13 protein-coding genes are annotated in these 17,591 nt (G+C 66.0%); 9 read left to right on the top strand and 4 right to left on the bottom strand.

Annotation, left to right across the window (positions count from 1 at the left end; all coding sequences use genetic code 11):
• The first annotated feature begins 74 nt into the window (after positions 1 to 74).
• The 4 genes from Q8Q80_RS07045 (at position 75) to Q8Q80_RS07030 (ending at position 6,028) form a co-directional block, all read left to right on the top strand.
• Positions 75 to 2,072: a DUF1302 family protein gene (locus tag Q8Q80_RS07045; RefSeq protein ID WP_305632239.1), complete on the top strand. Its 1,998-nt coding sequence runs from the start codon at positions 75 to 77 to the stop codon at positions 2,070 to 2,072.
• Between the two features lie 53 nt (positions 2,073 to 2,125).
• Complete coding sequence (locus tag Q8Q80_RS07040) at positions 2,126 to 3,427, top strand: DUF1329 domain-containing protein (protein WP_305632238.1); 1,302 nt, start codon at positions 2,126 to 2,128, stop codon at positions 3,425 to 3,427.
• Between the two features lie 524 nt (positions 3,428 to 3,951).
• Positions 3,952 to 4,872 (top strand): 2Fe-2S iron-sulfur cluster-binding protein, encoded by a 921-nt coding sequence (locus Q8Q80_RS07035; protein ID WP_371132719.1) that lies wholly within the window; start codon positions 3,952 to 3,954, stop codon positions 4,870 to 4,872.
• 73 nt (positions 4,873 to 4,945) lie between these two features.
• On the top strand, positions 4,946 to 6,028 hold the full coding sequence (locus Q8Q80_RS07030; RefSeq protein WP_305632236.1) for an aromatic ring-hydroxylating dioxygenase subunit alpha: 1,083 nt from the start codon (positions 4,946 to 4,948) through the stop codon (positions 6,026 to 6,028).
• A 464-nt stretch (positions 6,029 to 6,492) separates the two neighbouring features.
• On the opposite strand, the gene Q8Q80_RS07025 is transcribed toward Q8Q80_RS07030, so the two are convergent.
• On the bottom strand, positions 6,493 to 8,217 hold the full coding sequence (locus Q8Q80_RS07025) for a sigma-54-dependent Fis family transcriptional regulator (RefSeq protein WP_305632235.1): 1,725 nt from the start codon (positions 8,215 to 8,217) through the stop codon (positions 6,493 to 6,495).
• Positions 8,218 to 8,531: 314 nt separating this feature from the next.
• Here Q8Q80_RS07025 and Q8Q80_RS07020 point away from each other — a divergent pair, with 314 nt between their 5' ends.
• The gene (locus Q8Q80_RS07020; RefSeq protein WP_305632234.1) at positions 8,532 to 8,696 is read left to right on the top strand and encodes a hypothetical protein; all 165 of its coding nucleotides are present in this window, start codon (positions 8,532 to 8,534) and stop codon (positions 8,694 to 8,696) included.
• 67 nt (positions 8,697 to 8,763) lie between these two features.
• Here the strand turns inward: Q8Q80_RS07020 and Q8Q80_RS07015 are convergent, their stop codons facing one another.
• On the bottom strand, positions 8,764 to 9,216 hold the full coding sequence (locus Q8Q80_RS07015) for a hypothetical protein (RefSeq protein ID WP_305632233.1): 453 nt from the start codon (positions 9,214 to 9,216) through the stop codon (positions 8,764 to 8,766).
• A 411-nt stretch (positions 9,217 to 9,627) separates the two neighbouring features.
• Here Q8Q80_RS07015 and Q8Q80_RS07010 point away from each other — a divergent pair, with 411 nt between their 5' ends.
• Both Q8Q80_RS07010 and Q8Q80_RS19795 read left to right on the top strand, forming a co-directional pair.
• A complete protein-coding gene (locus tag Q8Q80_RS07010) occupies positions 9,628 to 10,047 on the top strand; it encodes a DsrE family protein (RefSeq protein ID WP_305632232.1) in 420 nt (139 codons plus the stop codon).
• A 41-nt stretch (positions 10,048 to 10,088) separates the two neighbouring features.
• The gene (locus Q8Q80_RS19795) at positions 10,089 to 11,069 is read left to right on the top strand and encodes a DUF1499 domain-containing protein (RefSeq protein WP_371132713.1); all 981 of its coding nucleotides are present in this window, start codon (positions 10,089 to 10,091) and stop codon (positions 11,067 to 11,069) included.
• Positions 11,070 to 11,772: 703 nt separating this feature from the next.
• Here Q8Q80_RS19795 and Q8Q80_RS06995 read toward each other — a convergent pair.
• Positions 11,773 to 13,479, bottom strand: a complete 1,707-nt coding sequence (locus Q8Q80_RS06995) for a sensor histidine kinase (protein ID WP_305632231.1) — start codon at positions 13,477 to 13,479, stop codon at positions 11,773 to 11,775.
• Between the two features lie 281 nt (positions 13,480 to 13,760).
• On the opposite strand from Q8Q80_RS06995, the gene Q8Q80_RS06990 reads away from it, so the two are divergent.
• Positions 13,761 to 14,453 (top strand): prepilin-type N-terminal cleavage/methylation domain-containing protein, encoded by a 693-nt coding sequence (locus Q8Q80_RS06990; RefSeq protein WP_257079425.1) that lies wholly within the window; start codon positions 13,761 to 13,763, stop codon positions 14,451 to 14,453.
• Between the two features lie 24 nt (positions 14,454 to 14,477).
• Here the strand turns inward: Q8Q80_RS06990 and Q8Q80_RS06985 are convergent, their stop codons facing one another.
• Positions 14,478 to 16,448, bottom strand: a complete 1,971-nt coding sequence (locus Q8Q80_RS06985) for a monovalent cation:proton antiporter family protein (RefSeq protein WP_305632230.1) — start codon at positions 16,446 to 16,448, stop codon at positions 14,478 to 14,480.
• A gap of 152 nt (positions 16,449 to 16,600) precedes the next feature.
• On the opposite strand from Q8Q80_RS06985, the gene Q8Q80_RS06980 reads away from it, so the two are divergent.
• Positions 16,601 to 17,590 carry an SIS domain-containing protein gene (locus Q8Q80_RS06980; RefSeq protein WP_305632229.1) on the top strand — a complete coding sequence of 330 codons (990 nt, stop codon included), beginning with the start codon at positions 16,601 to 16,603 and terminating at the stop codon, positions 17,588 to 17,590.
• Position 17,591: the final 1 nt, after the last annotated feature.

Here is a 17,591-nt window from a genome sequence, read left to right as displayed (position 1 = left end):
CTGGACCGGCAACCGGCCTGGCACATCAGAGAGAGTCGGCAGTGCGATAGCAGTACAAACAGGAGGAGGACATGGTGGATACATACAAGACGAGACACCATCTCATGGCCCGCGCCGGGCTGGGAGGTGCGCTGTGCGCATTCGTCACGCTGAATGCGCTCGCCCAGAACAACCTGCCCGACCTGGGCAGCAGCACCCCGAAGTGGAAGGTTGATGTCTATTACGAGAACGACACCCGCTTTCGTGGAAAGGACAACACCAACCGCACCGTCGGGTTATCGAAATTCCGCAATACGGTTCAAGTCGAGCTCGACCGCGAGTTGGGCAACGGCTGGGAATTCCACGGCGTGCTGCGCGGCACGTGGGATGGCGTCTATCGCATCAACGATGACCAGTACGGAAAGGAGGCGGGTGGTGCAATCAATCTCGACACCACCGATCCGTCGGGTGCCTTCGGCGGCACGCGCGCGACGCCCCATGGACAGGGCGTGGTCGGCGACAACGGGCTGATCGATACGCCGTTCTTCGGCTTCGACACCAACGTCAATCCGAACAATGGCCTGCGCGTGCTGGGTGACCGCTGGCACGACGTCGAGGGCGGCGCGGCCTTCGGTGTGCCCGTCCGTCCGTGTGATTATGACAGTCGGGGGTGTACCGACTTCGGCGGGTATGGCGACAAGAAGCGCTCGGAACTGGAGTCGCCCGAGTTCAATTCCCGGCTGGACTTCATCCGCGAAGCGTATGTCAAGAAGACCTTCACGCTGGACGATCAGCGTTCCATCTTCCTGAAGATCGGCAAGCAGCAGGTGGTGTGGGGTCGTACCGACCTGTTCCGGGTGCTCGACGTGATCAACCCGGTGGATTACTCGCGCAACAACATCTACGACGAGCTGGAAGACATCCGCATTCCGATGTGGATGGTCCAGGCCGAGTACCGCATGGGCGGCAGCGAGTCGATGCAGGAGCGCAATCTGCAGGTGGTGTGGAACTTCGACCAGTTCCGCGCCAATAACCTGGGCCAGTGCGGTACGGCCAACGTCATCCTCGACGCCGGCTGCTTCTTCCGCGGCATGAAGAACCTGTGGGACAACGGCGGCACGGTGGCCAACTTCGCCAACATTCCGGGCGTCCCCGATGCGTTTCTGGCGACCGACTTCGGTCCGGGTCAGATCGGCCTGAACGAAGTTCACCTGCCGAGCTGGAAATTGAAGAACACGCAGCTTGGCATCAAGTACGAGGGCGTCACGAAGGGCGGACTGTCGTTCTCGCTGAACGCGCTGACCTATCGCTCGCAACTGCCCAGCCTGCGTGGCGCAAGGCGAGGCACGAACGGCTTCACCGGCGAGTTCCGTGAATCCTGGCCCTACCTGATCTCGTTCGACATGCACTTTCCGCGGGTCAACCTGATCGGCGGATCGATGGACTTCGAATGGGAAGCCGCAGACGCCGCGGTGCGCGTCGAGGCTGCACTGACTGACGGCGAGGAATTCGCCAACACCTCCAAGGCCGAACTGTATTCGGAGAACAACGTGCTCCGGGCAGTGATCGGCATCGACCGGCCCACCTTCATACCCTTCATCAACCCACGTCGCACGACCCTCATCTCCGGCCAGCTCTTCTTCCAGCACATCTTCAACCATGACGACCGTCGGGGTCCGATGGGCGGCCGCATCGGCATCCCGGACTGGGAGGACAACGTGATCGGCACGCTGCTCGTCAAGGCATTCCTGAAGAACGACCGGCTGAGTCCGCAAATCATCTTCGCGCATGACTTCCGTGCACAGGCGACTGTCGCCGCGCCGCAGGTCGAGTGGCTGCTCAGCGACAACCTGAAGTTTGCCATCGGCGCCAACGTGAAGCTGGGCAGCGACAACGACCGCTACAAGTACGACGACTGCCGTGCCTGCAACCCATGGCCGCCCTTCACCTCGGGCAACTACGGCGGCGATCCGACCCAGGCCTTCTCGCGTGGCCTGGCCGGCCTCGAACCACTCGGCCGCTTCCGCGCCGGCCCGATCGGCGCCGCCTGGGCCGAAGACGAGATCTACGCAACCCTCCGCTACAAGTTCTGACCATCCACCGCAGTGCCGGGGCGTGCGCCCCGGCTTCACAGGAGACGCACGCAATGAACAAATTGATTGCCGCCGGATTGCTCGCAGCCGGACTGTGTTCACAGGGCTTCGCCGCTGGCGAAGCCGATGTCGAAACCGCCTTCGAGCCGTACAAGAAGGGCTTTCCGACCTTCGCCGGCCTCAGTGCCGGCATGACGATCAACAAGGACAACGTCGACCAGTTCAAGGACGCACTGGACGCCGGCATGTACATGGTGATCAAGAACGGCTGGTACCAGATCAAGGTTGGCGAAACACTGAGCTTCCCGAACCCCAAGGGCTATGTCGAGGCGACGAAGCGCAATCTGGGAAAGACGAAGCTGGGCGAGAATGTGGGCCAGATCGAGGGCTTCGCCGGTGGCCGTCCGTTCCCGGAGGAGCCCAGCACTTCGGACCCGCGCGCCGGCGAAAAGGTGGCGTGGAACTTCAAGTACGGTGCGAACTGGGGCGACAACGCCGCCATCCATCCGTTCTACTGGAAGTACCGCAACATGACGACCGGTCAGCTTGAGCGCACGCTGAAGTTCAACTTCTTCTTCCTGAACTTCAAGCACCGCACCGATCACGCACCGACGCCCGAAGTGACGCCGAATTCCGCCAACCTCTACCGCGCCATCTACGCCCAGGTGCTGGAGCCACAGGATCTGAAGAACACGCAGCTGCTGATCCAGAAGTACGAAGACGACACCAAGTTCGACGACGCCTACCTATACCTCGGCTTTCAGCGCCGCGTACGCCGTCTCGCGGCCGGACAGGTGACCGATGCCTTCCTCGGCTCGGACCTGATGATCGAGGACTTCGAAGGCTATGAGAGCCGGGTATCGGACATGCAGTGGAAGTTCGTTGGCACGAAGAATCTGCTGATGCCCTATTACAAGCACAACGACATGAAGCTGTCGGACGAATTCAAGGAAGAGGACGGCTACAAGTACGTGAGCTTCACCGGCCAGGGCGAGTGCTTCCCCGACATCACCTGGCAACTGCGCAAGGTGCACATCGTCGAGTCGGTTCCGGTCAACAGCAATCACCCGGTCGGCAAGCGCGTCATGCATTTCGACGCCCAGGTCTACGGCGCCTCGCGCACCCTGGTGTACGACCGCAAGGGCGAGCTGTGGAAGACCTGGACCATCGGCAAGGCGCACCCGGACTTCCACCTTCCGGTCAACAAGGGCACCGGCGTCGCACTCGACGATTCGTTCTCGATGGTGGACGTGCAGGCCAAGCACTGCACGACCGGCCAGTTCAAGGGCAAGGTCGATCCCAGGCTGAGCCCGGCCAACCTGTTCCAGGTGCAGAACATGCGCAGCGGCAACTGACACCCGGTACGGGCCCCGGGGCCCGTACAACGCTCCTCGTTCCCGGCCCTCCGGGTTCACACCCCGTCCAGGCTTTGCCCGGGACGGGTTTTTTTTTCACCGGTACCGTGCCGGCCACGTAGCTGTTGGGCATCGCTGCGCTCACCCCAACCTACGGCAGGTCGGTCACTGATTCCCTCGTAGGTTGGGGTGAGCGCAGCGATGCCCAACAGCGCGGGGCGATCCCTCAGTTTCCTCATTTGACGACCTCGATTCACTCAAATGAGAAAACGATGGCCGCGTCCTTGCCATGGCGCGTCTGTCGGCAAAATTTCGCTTTAAAAACAATTGCCTGAAATCCACCCTTCCCTGGCACGCTCGTTGCACTCCTCCATGTTGCACAAGCGCTGACTGCGCATCACAGGAATGGGAGGAAAGATGCAGAACAACCGAAATGGCGCATGCGTGCCCGGTGGGACACGCGACGCGCGTCGGGAGGGCGAGCGGTGAGGGACGCCCTGTTTCAGGTCCGCGTCGCACGACGCGTGCAGGCCGCTGAAGACGTCATCGCGCTTGAACTGGTATCGATGGGCGGCGAGCCTTTGCCGGCCTTCAGCGCGGGTGCGCACATCGACGTCGAACTGCCCAACGGGCTGGTGCGCCAGTACTCGCTGCTCGGCGACGCGACGCAGCGCGCGCGCTACGAGATCGGCATCCTGCTGGATGCGGCGAGCCGGGGTGGTTCAGCCAGCGCACATGCCGACCTCAGCGACGGCATGTCGATCCGCATCGGCGCACCGCGCAACCTTTTCGCGCTGGTGGCGGCGCGCCATTCGCTGCTGTTCGCCGGCGGCATCGGCATCACGCCCCTGCTGGCGATGGCGCAGCAGCTGGCGCACGGCGGCCACGACTTCACGCTGCACTACTGCAGCCGCACGCTGGCGCGCACCGCCTTCCTCGACCGGCTGCGCGACGCGGCCTGGGCCGATCGAGTGCGCCTGCATTTCGACGACGGCGACGCAGGGCAGCGGCTGGATGCCGCCGCCGTGCTGGCCGCACCCGCGGCCGACACCCATCTCTACGTGTGCGGGCCGAAGGGCTTCATGAACCACGTAATCGGCAGCGCCCGCGCGGCCGGCTGGGCCGACGCCAATATCCACGCCGAATCCTTCACTGCCGATGTTGCGCGCAACGGCGACGAAGCCTTCGAGATCAAGCTCGCGCGCAGCGGCCGCATCGTTCCGGTCGCCGCCGGCCAGACGGTGGCGGCCGCGCTGGCGGCACACGGCATCGAGGTGCCGCTGTCCTGCGAACAGGGCATCTGCGGCACCTGTGTCACCCGCGTGCTGGCCGGCGAGCCGGATCACCGCGACCTGTATTTCAGCGATGCGGAGAAGGCGGCGAACGACTGCTTCACGCCCTGCTGTTCGCGCTCGAAATCCGCCGGGCTGGTGCTCGATCTCTGATCGGCGGCGGACGGCGCATCCAGACGCCCGGTGTCCGCCGGGCGCACCACGACAAGACGGAGGAGACAACGCAATGGAAGTAAATGCACTGGAAAAGAAGGTCGAGTTCTTGACGGACTGCTGGTACGTCGCCGCGCTGTCGAGCGAGGTGCCGGCCGAAGGCATGTTTCACCGCCGGATACTCGACACCTCGGTGCTCATCTACCGCAAGGCGGACGGCACGCCGGTGGCGCTGCACGACCGCTGCCCGCATCGCTTCGCGCCGTTGCATCTCGGAAAGCGCATAGATGACGAGGTGGTGTGCGCCTATCACGCGCTGCGCTTCGACTGCAGCGGCGCCTGCACGCACAACCCGCACGGCAACGGCCTGATCCCGAAGGCGGCGAAGGTGCGCAGCTTCCCGCTGCAGGAGAAGCACGGCTTCATCTGGATATGGATGGGCGAGGCCGCACTGGCCGACCCGGCGAGACTGCCGGACTTCGGTCCGCTGGACGACGGGCACCCGAACGCGCTGGCGCACACCTATATGCGCATGGACGTGAATTACGAACTCATCATCGACAACGTGATGGACCTGAGCCACATCGACCATGTACACAGCGAAATCATCAGCACGCGCGGCCAGCTGTCGCCGCTGGTGCCGGCGGTGAGTGAGGGCATTGCCAGCGTGAACGCGCGCTGGGAATGGTCGCAGACGCCTGCCATGCTCATCTTCGCCAGCTTCCTGCCGGACCCGGCAGCCTCGGCGCGGCACTTCTTCGACATCACCTGGACGCCGCCGGCCAACATCCAGCTGTCGGTCGGCGCCCTGCAGGGCGAGGGGTCGCTGGACCTCGATCACTGCACCGGCCAATACGACCTGCACACCTGCACGCCGGAATCGGCGACGAAGACGCACTACTACTTCGCGACCCGGCGCAACCACGACGTCGACAATGCCGAGTACAACGCGATGAAGATCCGCGCCATGCATGCCGCCTTCGAGAACGAAGACGGACCGGTCATCCAGGCCACGCAGGACGAGATGGGCACGACCGACTTCTTCTCCCTGAACCCCGTGTTGATGAGCAACGACATTGCCGCGGTGCGCGTGCGCAAGCTGCTGAAGAAGCTGATCGACGCCGAGCGCCTCGGCGCGCTGCGCGCCGTAGGTTGAGCAGGCGCCCTCAGGTGTGCGAACCCGGCCCTCTCCCACCGATGTGGGCGAGGGGCGTGGCCGCGGAGGATTCTTCCCTCTCCCGCATCAGCGGGAGAGGGTGGCGCGAAGCGCCGGGTGAGGGCGAGCGGCCAGTGGTCGCGATGTGGCGGTTGATCAGATGCCGGTGGTCTCCAGACCGTATCGCGGGCAGGGCCCGCTCCTGCGAAAACCGGTTCCGTTCCAACCCGGGGTGCCGGGCTCGTGGCCGCGCGGGTTGACGGCGTGGCGTTGGGCATCGCTGCGCTCACCCCAACCTACGGTAGGTCGGTCACTTATTTCCCCGTAGGTTGGGGTGCGCGCAGCGATGCCCAACACCCACCCTTTCCACCCCGCCCGCCCATGCAAACCCGGCACCTCGCATTCACGGCGCCTCCGTACATCGAGTCTTTCGGAGCTGCCCCTGCCCGCCGGGTCGCGGCGGATCACGCCGCTCCGGGCACTCGCTTCTTTGCCCGGTATTCGAACTGGCCGCGCCGTAGCCCGAGCAGCCGGGCCGCCGCCGACAGGTTGCCGCCCGTGCGCGTCATCGCATGGTCGAGCAGGCGCTGTTCCAGTTCGTCGAAGCGCAGGCCGGCGTTGACCAGCGAAGCGATGTGCGCGTCCAGATCGTCCTGCCGATGATCGGCGTCCTGCGTCGCGGCGCCCGCTTCGCGCATGAGCCGGCCGCCGGCCGACAGATTGAACATGGGCTGGGTCAGCCGTTCGCCGCCGGAAAAGAGGTGTTGCACATCCAGATTGCCGCCGTCGTCGGCCAGTATCACCGCACGCTCGACGATGTTCTCCAGTTCGCGCACATTGCCCGGCCAGTCGTAGGCCCAGAGCGCCTCGGCGGCGCGCTGAGTGAGGCCGGCGATGCGCTTGCCGAAGCGTTTCGCGTAGCGCTCGACGAACACATTCACCATCAGCGGAATGTCTTCGCGTCGCTCGCGCAGCGGCGGTATCTCGATCGGGAACACGTTGAGGCGGAAGAACAGATCCTCGCGGAAGCGGCCGGCGGCGACCTCATTGCGCAAGTCGCGGTTGGCGGCGGCGACGATGCGTACATCCACCGGCCGCACGCGGGTGTCACCGACGCGCTCGACCTCGCCTTCCTGCAGCACACGCAGCAGCTTGCCCTGGGCCGGCATCGGCAGACTGCTGATTTCGTCGAGGAAGAGGGTGCCGCCGTGCGCGCGCTCGAATTTGCCCGGCCGCGATGCGTGCGCGCCGGTGAAGGCGCCGCGTTCGACGCCGAACAGTTCGGCTTCGACCAGTTCGGCCGGGATGGCGGCGCAATTGACGCCGACGAAAGGTCCTTTCGCGCGCGGACCGATGGCGTGCAGGGTTTTCGAGAAGCGCTCCTTGCCGACGCCGCTTTCGCCCAGCAGCAGCACGGTGGCGTCGGTCGGGGCGACGCGCCGTATCAGGTGGGCGACCGAGTTGAAGCCGGCAGAGGCGCCGACGAGGTCGGGCAGGCTCGCGGCGGCAGCGGACTCGCCCGCTGTCTGGCGACCGCGCGGCGCCGACACGAAGTCCTCGATGCGCAGAAAGCTCAGGTCGTCGGCGCTGTCCTCGCACTCCTCCAGCGGCCGGCCGATCACGCGGCAGCGTGCGTGACCCATCGCCACGCATTCCAGTTCGCGCCACAGGATGGGGCGGCCCATCATTGTTGTGGTGAAGCCGTTGGCGTAGCCGGTCATCATCCAGCAGGCGGGCGAGCCGCTGATGCCGAAGTGCTTGAGGTGGGCTTCAGCCTCCCATGAGGCCTGCCAGTAGTAGTCGCCCCAGAACTCGCCGCTGTCAGTGTTGAACTGCATGCGCTCGACCGCCTGATTGCGCACGAAACCTTCGATCTCGCGCAGCCGCGGACCGAGCGCCAGCGTGCGCGTCAGATCGCTGCCTTCCGCCTCGCGCAGGCAGCGGGCATCCTCGACGCCCTGCTGATAGCCCATGCGGGTGAACAGTTCGCGCGTCCGGTCCAGCCCCAGGCGTTCGACCAGTTCGTGGCGCAGCGCGGCGACCGAAAAACCATGCATCAGGAGCATGCGCTGATCGAACAGCAGAATATGGCCGCTGTCCGGCACGAAATGGACGTTCTTCGCCAGTCCACGATCGTCGATGGTGTCGGTGATGGCGGTCAGCGGGCCGCGTGGCGAGGAGCGTGACATTCCGGACTCGGCGACGATGTGATGATTGCCGGAAATGCAGCAAGGGCAAGACCGGTACGATTCCGCAAATCATGAGATCACCGACCAAAAATGTCGAGATTTTTATCAAATCTTCGAATACGAAGCCATTTGAAACTCGACCGTCCTCAGGTATGCCGATTGCCGATCGTCCCCGCCCGGCCACGAGCCGGGCCACGACAACATGGGGAATAATGGAGCAATGCCGAGACCGGCGTGCTGCGCCCGGGTCATGCGCCCTGACGGTGACGTATCTGGAAACGGCGGCAACACACTATCGACAGGTACTGTGCCTGATGGAGATCGGGCGCGACGCGCAAGGCCGCGTGTATTTCAAGGCCTGGGACGAACACGACCACCACAGCGTGGTGCTGCGCAAGACCGATGCGCCGGGCATGGATCACATGAGATTCCGGGCGGACAGCGAAGACAAGCTCGACCGACTCGCAGCGGCAGTCTAAGGCCGTCGTCTGGCGACCGACCTGCGATGGATCCCCGCCAGCGAACTGCACACCGGGCAGCGCGCCCCTATCCCTTGCCCCCACCCGCACCGACGATCAGATTGAACACCTCTCGCGCCAACAGCAGTTCCACCGGCGCGCCGCCGCGCAGTGCGCTGATCGGCCGGAACACGCCGCCGTGCGGTTCGAGGGCGGCCTTCGGCGCCTCGAAGGTGGTGAAGCGCAGCAGATGCACCCTGACCGGGCCGGTTTCGGTGGACACCCAGTGATTGAAATCGCCGGCGCGCACCACCTCGGCCGGATTGAGCCCCAGCCGCTCGATGACCGCCGCCTTCACCGCGTCGCCATCATGCGCAGCGGCGAGCTCATCGGGCGCTGACGTCAGTTCGGCGGAAGCGGGAAGCGCTGCCGGCAGAAGCAATGTGTCATTCCACTTCGCAAACACGAGCGCGGTGCTGTAGCTGTCGAAATGCACGAGCATCACGCGGTTGTTGATCAGCACGTCGTCCTGAGTATCCATGGTTCATTCCCTTCCGGCGGGCAAGAAAGTCGACCCGACGTCAGGCTCGCTGGCCGATCCGACGGCGTCGCTCGATGGTTCGATGATCCGGTGCGTCGGCGTCAGCCGGGCCTGGATGGCGTGCGCGCCGTTCGCTGGCGGACCTCGCTGCACACGCGGGGAGTATGCAGGCTGGCCGGAGCAGTGCAGCATCGGTCACGCCGGGACAGCGTGCTGCGTCGCCCCTCCATTCCAGGGCCTGTCACGACGCGGGAAGTGTCTGTCGCGCAGTAATGAGGCCCGACGAGGAACGTCCCCTTCGCAAGGCTGTCCCGACCAAGGCGGTGCAATGCGCGATACTTATGGGTGCAATGCGCCGTGCAAGCGGCAATTCATGCATGTCACCCTTGATCTATCGTGGAAGGAAACCTGATGTCTTTTGCCTCACGCCTGCTGCTGCCGATTGCACTGATCGTCGCCGCAGCGGGCATGCCGGTGTTTGCCGCCGAACCCCCGTCGCTGTTCCTCAACCTGACCACTGACAATTCGCAGCGCTCGGAAACCGGACTCATCTTCGCGCGGGACCAGATGGCGCGCGGCCACGCGCTGACCTTGCTGCTGAACGATCAGGCCGTGCGCATGGGCAGCAGCACCAACCTGCGCAACTTCGTCAATCAGCAGAAACTGCTGCGCGAACTGATGGGCAAGGGCGCCGTGGTACTCGTGTGCCGAGTGTGCATGCGCCACTACGGCGTGACCGAAGCCAGTCTGATGCAGGGCATGCAGCTTGACGACCCACAGCGGGTCGGCGAAGCGCTGTTCCGCGACAACACGCGCACGCTCACCTGGTAGGTGCTCCGGGCAAGCAAGCGAGGCACGCACCGCATATATATATGGCGACATCGCTGACCACCCTGCCCGACGACCTGCCGGTGCCGCTCGACGACAGGGCGGCCGCCCATCTCGAAGGGATGCCTCTGCCCGCGCTGGCGCTGCCGCGCACCGACGGCGGCACGACCGATCTCGCGGCGCTGCGCGGCCTGCAGGTGATCTACGTGTATCCGATGACCGGCCGGCCGGATGCGCCGCTGCCCGACGGCTGGGACGCGATACCCGGCGCACGCGGCTGCACACCGCAGTCGTGCGCGTTCCGCGATCACCATGTCGAACTGGCGGCGCTGGGCGCCGGCGTGTTCGGGCTGAGCAGCCAGACCAGCCATTACCAGCAGGAAGCCGCGGCGCGCCTGCACCTGCCGTTTCCGCTGCTGAGCGACGACGGCCTGCAGCTCAAGGCCGCGTTGCGCCTGCCTACCTTCACCGCGGCCGGTCTGGAGCTGTACCGGCGGCTCACGCTGATCACCGACGACGCACGCATCCTCAAGGTGTTCTACCCGGTGTTTCCGCCCGATCGCAATGCCGCCGACGTACTGGCGTGGCTCAAGGAGCACACCATGAAAACCCGCGACGCCGCACTGGCACTGGCGGCCTGCGCCGCCACCGCCCTCGCCGCCGATGCCGCCCCGCGCGTGCTGACGCCCTGCCCCGACTCGCCCAACTGCGTATCGACCCGGTCGGACAGCGCGGCGAAGATGGCGCCGATTCCATTCAGCGGCGACGCCGCCGCCGCGCAGGCGCGTCTGAAGCAGGTCATCCTCGCCCAGCCGCGCGCCACCATCACCCGCGAAGAGCCCGGCTTCATCGCCGCCGAATTCCGCTCGCGCATCTTCCGCTTCGTCGATGCTGCAGAGTTCGCAATCGACGCCGGTGCGTCGGTCATCCACTACCGCTCCGGTGCGCGGACCGGCTATTCCGATTTCGGCGTGAACCGCTCGCGCGTGGATGCGCTGGCGAAGGGCTTTGCCGAAGCGAAGTAGCCCAGCGTCGATGCGCCGTATTCACCGCCGGATCGCGGACAGGGTCCGCTCCTACAAGCGACGTCGCCAGTCATGAAGCCGTCGCGGGTTTTCGTAGGAGCCTGCCCTGCAGGCGATTCCCGTCTCCGAGACGGCGACGTCGCTTGATCAACGTGCGGATCGCGGACGGGGTCCGCTCCTACGAAAAACATCGCCAGTTCTGAAACCGTCGCGGTTTTCGTAGGAGCCGTTCCACGGTCGGCCCTGCATGGCCGACCGGCTCCACGGGCGGCGAGCCGTGCTCGCCGAAACCCCCGCTCCGCCCCCGCAGGCGATTCCCGTCTCCGAGACGGCGACGTCGCTTGATCAACGCGCCTATCGCGGACGGGGTCCGCTCCTACGAAAAACACCGCCAGTCTTTTAGCCTTCACGGTTTTCGTAGGAGCCTGCCCCGCAGGCGATTCGGTCTCCGAAATGGCGACGTCGCTTGATCAACGTGCCTATCGCGGACAGGGTCCGCTCCTGCGAAAAACATCGCCAGTTCTGAAACCGTCGCGGTTTTCGTAGGAGCCTGCCCCGCAGGCGATCCCGGTCTCCGAAATGGCGACTCCGCTTGATCAACGCGCCTATCGCGGACAGGGTCCGCTCCTACGAAAAACATCGCCAGTTCTGAAGCCGTCGCGGTTCTCACAGAAGACCTCCACGGCCGGCGCTGCATGGCGGGTCAGTGCGTGGGCTCGGGTGCCAGCACGAAGCGGACGCAGCCTTCGCGGTTGTGGTCGAGCTGCAGGCGGAAGCCGCTGGCGCGGGCGAGCAGTGCCGACTGGTACAGCCCGACACCCAGACCGCTGGCGGAGGCGACCGGTGCCTGCAGGAGGTTTCCGGCCAGATCGGCGGCGATGGCGCTGCCGCTGTCTTCGACCGACAGCCGGTCACCGCCGAGGCGCAGCACGATGGCGATGCCCGGTTCGGCAAGCCGCTTCTGCAGCGCGTTGCCAACCAGGTTTTCCGCAACGGTCGTGTACAGCGCGCCGGGCAAGCGCTGGTCGGGTTCGGTCATGCCTTCGACCGTCACGCCCTGCCCGGCGAAATGGGCCGCGGTGGCCTGCAGCCATTCGGGGGCCGGCGTCCATTCGCCGTCGACCGGCTGCGGGCGGCGCAGCTTGTCCAGCGTGGCTTCGAGCCGGGCGCTGATGACCGGCAGCTGCCTCGCCAGCAGCGCGTTGGCGCGGGCGGCGCTGTCCGGGTCCGTGGCTTCGCGGGCGGCGAAACAGAGGGTGTTGAGCGACTGCAGCAGGTTCTTCACGTCGTGCGTCAGACGCGCGCCGGTGTCGTGGATCGCCGACAGATAGGACAGGCGGCGCAGTTCTTCGGTGCGCAGCTGGGCCTGGTAGAACTGGCCGAGCAACTGCACCAGCAGGTTGAAATGCCACAGCAGACCGCCGGACAGCGGGCGTGCGGTATAGAGCGTCAGGTCGAGCAACGGGTGTTCGAAATCCTGCCGGTGCGCGGCCACCTCGCCGAAGCGACGCGGTGGCGCGGCGTTCGCACCGCTGCGGGTGCGCCACTCGCCACCGCGAGTCGTCCACTCTCCGCCGCTGATCAGCGGCAGGGCGAGCAGGCGGTTCGCGGCGCGGGCGACAAATTCCTCCGGCCGGCTTTCTTCCTGCGACAGCGACGCCAGACTTTCCAGCCAGCGCTCATAGGGCAGCGCCAGCGACAGCACGTAGCGGGTGAAGGCGACGCTGACGCCGCCGAAACCGGCGCGCGGATTCCACGCCCAGCCCATCACCATCAATGCGGTGGCCAGCACGCCCAGCGTGGCGAGCAGCGCGCGCAGGTAATCGACACCGGCCAGCTGCATCGCCGCCAGCGTGCCCAGCACGAGCACCGCGAGCAGCAACAGCACGAAGGTGCCGGACACGAAGTCGAGCACTTCGCGGTCGCGGTCGACCCGCTCGCGACCGGGCACCAGCAGCATGACGGTCAAGGCAAGCGGCGCCAGCCACAGCCCGAGCACATCGATGCCGGACGGCACCGGCAGGCCGGGCGGCAGCGCCCGCGGCAGTGCGATCGTCAGCAGCGCCGTGATCAGGTAGGCCAGTGCGCCGAGGTAGTAGATGCGCGGCCCGCGCGAGCGCGAAAAGAACACCTTGCCGCCGACCAGACCGGCCAGCAGCAGCAGCCACAGGCTGAGCGCCAGTGGCCCGAAGAACCACAGGAACACGCCGACCAGCGCGCACAGCCCCACCAGCACCGGCCATTCGATGCGGGACTGCGCACGCAGCAGCGGTTGCCACAGCAGCAGGAGGCCGAGGTGGGGCAGCAGCAGCGCGCGACCGAACAGCAGGTCGTCGTCCAGCCACAGCAGCAGATGCAGGCTCACCAGAACGCCCAGCAGCAGCCAGGGCTGCGCGCGCGTCAGCCACATAACGCGCATGCGGCGCGGAACGGCAGGACGTCGCATCACGGTGTCGCCCTGCTTTCATCGGTCGTGGCGCACCCCCGCGAAAGGTGACCGGATCGTGACAGGACTGTCCGGATCCGGTCATGTTGCGTGCCTTTCACACCGGAACAGCCGGGTTGTGAACGGTCGTTCACCTTCGCCAATGAAAAAAAACGTTTCCAAATCAGCGGAATCAAGGAAACACTCCCGGTATCGTCCGTTCGGGCACGGAATCTGCATCGTCGGGACGCATACGGAGGATTCACATGAAAGCCAATCAACAAGGGTTCACGCTGGTCGAAATCGCCATCGTGCTCGTCATTATCGGTCTGCTGCTGGGCGGCGTGCTCAAGGGGCAGGAACTGATCAACAGCGCCAAGGCGAAAAGTCTGGTGAATGACTTCCGCACGATGTCGACCGCCGTGTACGCCTACCAGGACCGCTTCCGCTTCATGCCGGGCGATGATCCGGCCGTGGTGCAGCACGTCGCGGGCACGCTGGCGACCACGCCGGGCACGCCGGAAACCCAGGGCAACGGCCGCATCGGCGGCAACTGGAACTCGACCACCGCGACCGACGAGTCGCGTCTGGTGTGGCAGCACCTGCGACTGGCCAACCTGCTGACCGGCCCGACCGTCGAAAGCGACCCGGCCTACCTGCCGCGCAACGCCGACAACGGCACCATCGGCATCACCAGCACCTCGCCGATCACGCCGGCCACCGGCAGCGGTCCGGATTCGCGGCCGATGACCGGCGCCTTCTTCATCTGTTCGTCCGGCATCACCGCCCGCCTCGCGCGTCAGGTCGATTCGACCATGGACGACGGCGTCACCAACACCGGCAACGTGCGCGCAATGATCGACGTCAATGGCACGCCGTCGGCCACATCGACCGCCTCCAACATCGACGCCGCGGCCGAAACCGCGGCTGATCGCTACACGGTGTGCGTGGCGTTCTGACGTCGGATTCGCAGGAATGGCCGCTCAGCCCTTGAGCAGGCGCGATTCGGCCTGAGCCAGTTCGGCCGGCGCGCCCAGCAGCACCACCACATCGCCGCTTTCAAACGCCAGGTCGGAACTCGGCTCCAGCGCCCGGATGCCGCGCCGGCGGATCGCACTCACCTCGACGCGGATGTCGTTGAAGTGGAATTCGTCGATGCGGTGTCCGATGGCCCATGCGCCGGGCGCCAGCGGCACCGAATGCAAACGTGTGTGCTGCTGATCGGTCGCCGCCTCTTCCGCCAGATGTTCGGCACCACGGTACAGCCCGCGCAACAGGTGGTAGCGGTCGCCGCGGAACTGGCGGATGCGCTTGAGCACGCGGTGCAGCGGAATGCCCAGCAGCACCAGCGCGTGGGTGGCCAGCATCAGTGACGATTCGAGCGATTCCGGCACCACTTCGGTGGCGCCCGCGGACGACAGCTTGTCGTAGTCGCGCTCGTCGAAGGTGCGCACGACCACCGGCACTTCGGCATGCAGCTCATTGACCAGGTGAATCACGCGCAGCGCCGCCTCGGTGTCGACAAACGTGATGACGACGATGGATGCCCGCGTCAGCCCGGCCGCGATCAGCGTTTCACGCTTGCCGGCGTCGCCGAACACCACCGTTTCTCCGGCCGCTGCCGCCTCGCGCACCCGCTCCGGATCGAGGTCGAGCGCGATGAACGAAATGCCCTCGTTTTCCAGGAAACGCCCGAGGTACTGCCCGTTGCGGCCGTAGCCGCAGACGATGGCGTGACCGTCGGTGGCCAGCGACTGGGCGGCGATCGACGTGAGCTGCATCGAGCGCATCAGCCATTCCGACGGCACCAGCCGCAGCACGATGCGGTCGGCGTAGTGGGCGAGGATGGGTGCGGTCAGCAAGCTCAGCAGCAGCGAGGCGAGCACGATCTGCAGGATGCGGTCGGGCAGCAGGTTGGCCGAATCGGCCAGCGCCATCAGCACGAAGCCGAATTCGCCGCCGGCGCACAGCCACAGACCGACGCGCAGCGCCGTGCCGGGCGACGAGCCGAAGAATCGCGACGCCGCCGCGGCGACCACGAACTTGCCGATCAGGATGAACAGCACCGTCACCAGCACGAAGAACAGCTCGGACAACACCAGCGCCAGATTGAGCTTCATGCCGATGGTGACGAAGAACAGGCCGAGCAGCACGTCGCGGAACGGCTTGATGTCTTCTTCCACCTGATACCGGTACTGCGTTTCCGAGATCAGCATGCCGGCCAGGAAGGCACCGAGCGCCAGCGACAGCCCGGCGTGCTCGGTCGCGAACGCCATGCCCAGCGTCACCAGCAGCACGTTGAGCATGAACAGCTCGGGCGACTTGCGCTGCGCCACGACGAAGAACCAGCGCTGCATCAGGCGCGGGCCCAGATACAGGATGAGGGTGAGCGCCACGGCCGCCTTCACGCCGGCCAGCGCCAGCGCTTCCATACTTTCCTCGGCGCCGAGCGAAAGCACCGGAATCACCACCAGGAAGGGCACGACGGCCAGATCCTGGAACAGCAGCACGCCGATCACCTGCCGGCCGTGCGCCGAATCGAGCTCCATCCGCTCGACCAGCAGCTTGATCAGCACCGCGGTGGACGACATGGCAATGGCCGCGCCGACAGCGATCGCGCCCTTGAGGCTCAGCCCGAACAGCCAGGCGAACGTGATGACGCCCGCCACCGACAGCGCCACCTGCATGCCGCCCAGGCCGAACACCACGCGCTTCATCGAAAACAGCTTGGGCAGCGAGAATTCGAGGCCGATGGAAAACATCAGGAATACGATGCCGTATTCGGCGAACTGGCGCGCCTCGTCGGTATCGGGAATGAACGCCAGCGCGTGCGGGCCGGCCAGTGCACCGACCAGCAGGTAACCGAGTATGGGCGGCAGTCCGATGCTGCGGAAAAGGCCGACCACCAGCACCGAAGCGGCGAGCAACAGCAGGACCAGCTCGAGTGCGGACATGGTGGGCAAGAAGGGGCGGCAGGGCCATGAGCGGATGGCCGGCCGCCTGCCGTGGGCAGGTTGTTATAATCCGCGTCGATCATAACCGATCCACCCGAATGCTCGCGCTGCGGGCAACTGCCGGATCAACCGTGCCTTCCCCCGCCAGACCCATGACACACAGTTCCCCGCCGGTCACCGAAGACATCGTCGCCGCAGCCCGTCGCGTACTCGACATCGAAGCGCGCGCGATCGACGCGCTGTCCGATCGCCTGGGCGAAGACTTCGCCGCCGCGGTCCGGCTGGTGCTCGACAGCACCGGCCGCGTCATCGTCAGCGGTCTGGGCAAATCCGGCCACATCGCGCGCAAGATCGCCGCGACGATGGCCAGCACCGGCACGCCGGCCTACTTCGTCCATGCCGCCGAGGCGCTGCACGGCGATCTGGGCATGATCCATCGTGACGATGTGCTGATCGCGCTGTCCAATTCCGGCGAAACAGCCGAGCTGCTGGCGGTGGTACCGCTGGTGCGCCGGCAGGGTGGCCGCACGATCGCGATGACCGGCAAGCCGGATTCGACGCTGGCCCGGCTGGCCGACGTGCATCTGGACGCCGGCGTTGCGACGGAAGCCTGCCCGCTGAATCTTGCCCCGACTGCCAGCACCACCTGCGCGCTGGCGCTCGGTGACGCACTGGCGGTTGCGCTGCTCGACGCCCGCGGCTTCCGCGAAGACGACTTCGCACGCAGCCACCCGGGCGGCGCGCTCGGCCGGCGCCTGCTGACCCATGTGCGCGACGTGATGCGCGCGCGCGCCGACGTGCCGACGGTGGGTGTTGACAGCACGGTGACCGAAGCGCTGCTGCAGGTGACACGCGGCGGCATGGGCATGACCGTGGTGCTGGACGAAGCCGGCGGCGTGGCCGGGGTGTTCACCGACGGCGACCTGCGGCGCGCGATCGACCGCCTGGGCGACGTGCGCACCGTACCGGTGGCCGACGTGATGAGCCGTCAGCCGCGCTCGATCAGCGAGGCGAAGCTGGCCGCCGAAGCGGCCGAGGTGATGGAACGCAACCGGGTCAACCAGTTGCTGGTGACCGATGAACACGGCGCACTGGCCGGCGCGCTGAGCATGCACGACCTGATGCTGGCCAAGGTGATCTGAA

It is taken from the genome of Methyloversatilis sp. (assembly GCF_030698125.1).
In the GTDB taxonomy this organism is placed as follows: Bacteria; Pseudomonadota; Gammaproteobacteria; order Burkholderiales; family Rhodocyclaceae; genus Methyloversatilis.
The sequence above is the reverse complement of the archived record's forward strand: the minus strand, read 5'-3'. Positions and strand labels throughout refer to the sequence as shown.

Excerpts from the sequence above, each read along its gene's own strand:
- Q8Q80_RS07040 (WP_305632238.1), top strand. The coding sequence starts at position 2,126 with ATGAACAAATTGATTGCCGCCGGATTGCTCGCAGCCGGACTGTGTTCA.
- Q8Q80_RS07030 (WP_305632236.1), top strand. The coding sequence starts at position 4,946 with ATGGAAGTAAATGCACTGGAAAAGAAGGTCGAGTTCTTGACGGACTGC.
- Q8Q80_RS07025 (WP_305632235.1), bottom strand. The coding sequence starts at position 8,217 with ATGTCACGCTCCTCGCCACGCGGCCCGCTGACCGCCATCACCGACACC.
- Q8Q80_RS07020 (WP_305632234.1), top strand. The coding sequence starts at position 8,532 with ATGGAGATCGGGCGCGACGCGCAAGGCCGCGTGTATTTCAAGGCCTGG.
- Q8Q80_RS07015 (WP_305632233.1), bottom strand. The coding sequence starts at position 9,216 with ATGGATACTCAGGACGACGTGCTGATCAACAACCGCGTGATGCTCGTG.
- Q8Q80_RS07010 (WP_305632232.1), top strand. The coding sequence starts at position 9,628 with ATGTCTTTTGCCTCACGCCTGCTGCTGCCGATTGCACTGATCGTCGCC.
- Q8Q80_RS19795 (WP_371132713.1), top strand. The coding sequence starts at position 10,089 with ATGGCGACATCGCTGACCACCCTGCCCGACGACCTGCCGGTGCCGCTC.
- Q8Q80_RS06995 (WP_305632231.1), bottom strand. The coding sequence starts at position 13,479 with ATGTGGCTGACGCGCGCGCAGCCCTGGCTGCTGCTGGGCGTTCTGGTG.
- Q8Q80_RS06990 (WP_257079425.1), top strand. The coding sequence starts at position 13,761 with ATGAAAGCCAATCAACAAGGGTTCACGCTGGTCGAAATCGCCATCGTG.
- Q8Q80_RS06985 (WP_305632230.1), bottom strand. The coding sequence starts at position 16,448 with ATGTCCGCACTCGAGCTGGTCCTGCTGTTGCTCGCCGCTTCGGTGCTG.
- Q8Q80_RS06980 (WP_305632229.1), top strand. The coding sequence starts at position 16,601 with ATGACACACAGTTCCCCGCCGGTCACCGAAGACATCGTCGCCGCAGCC.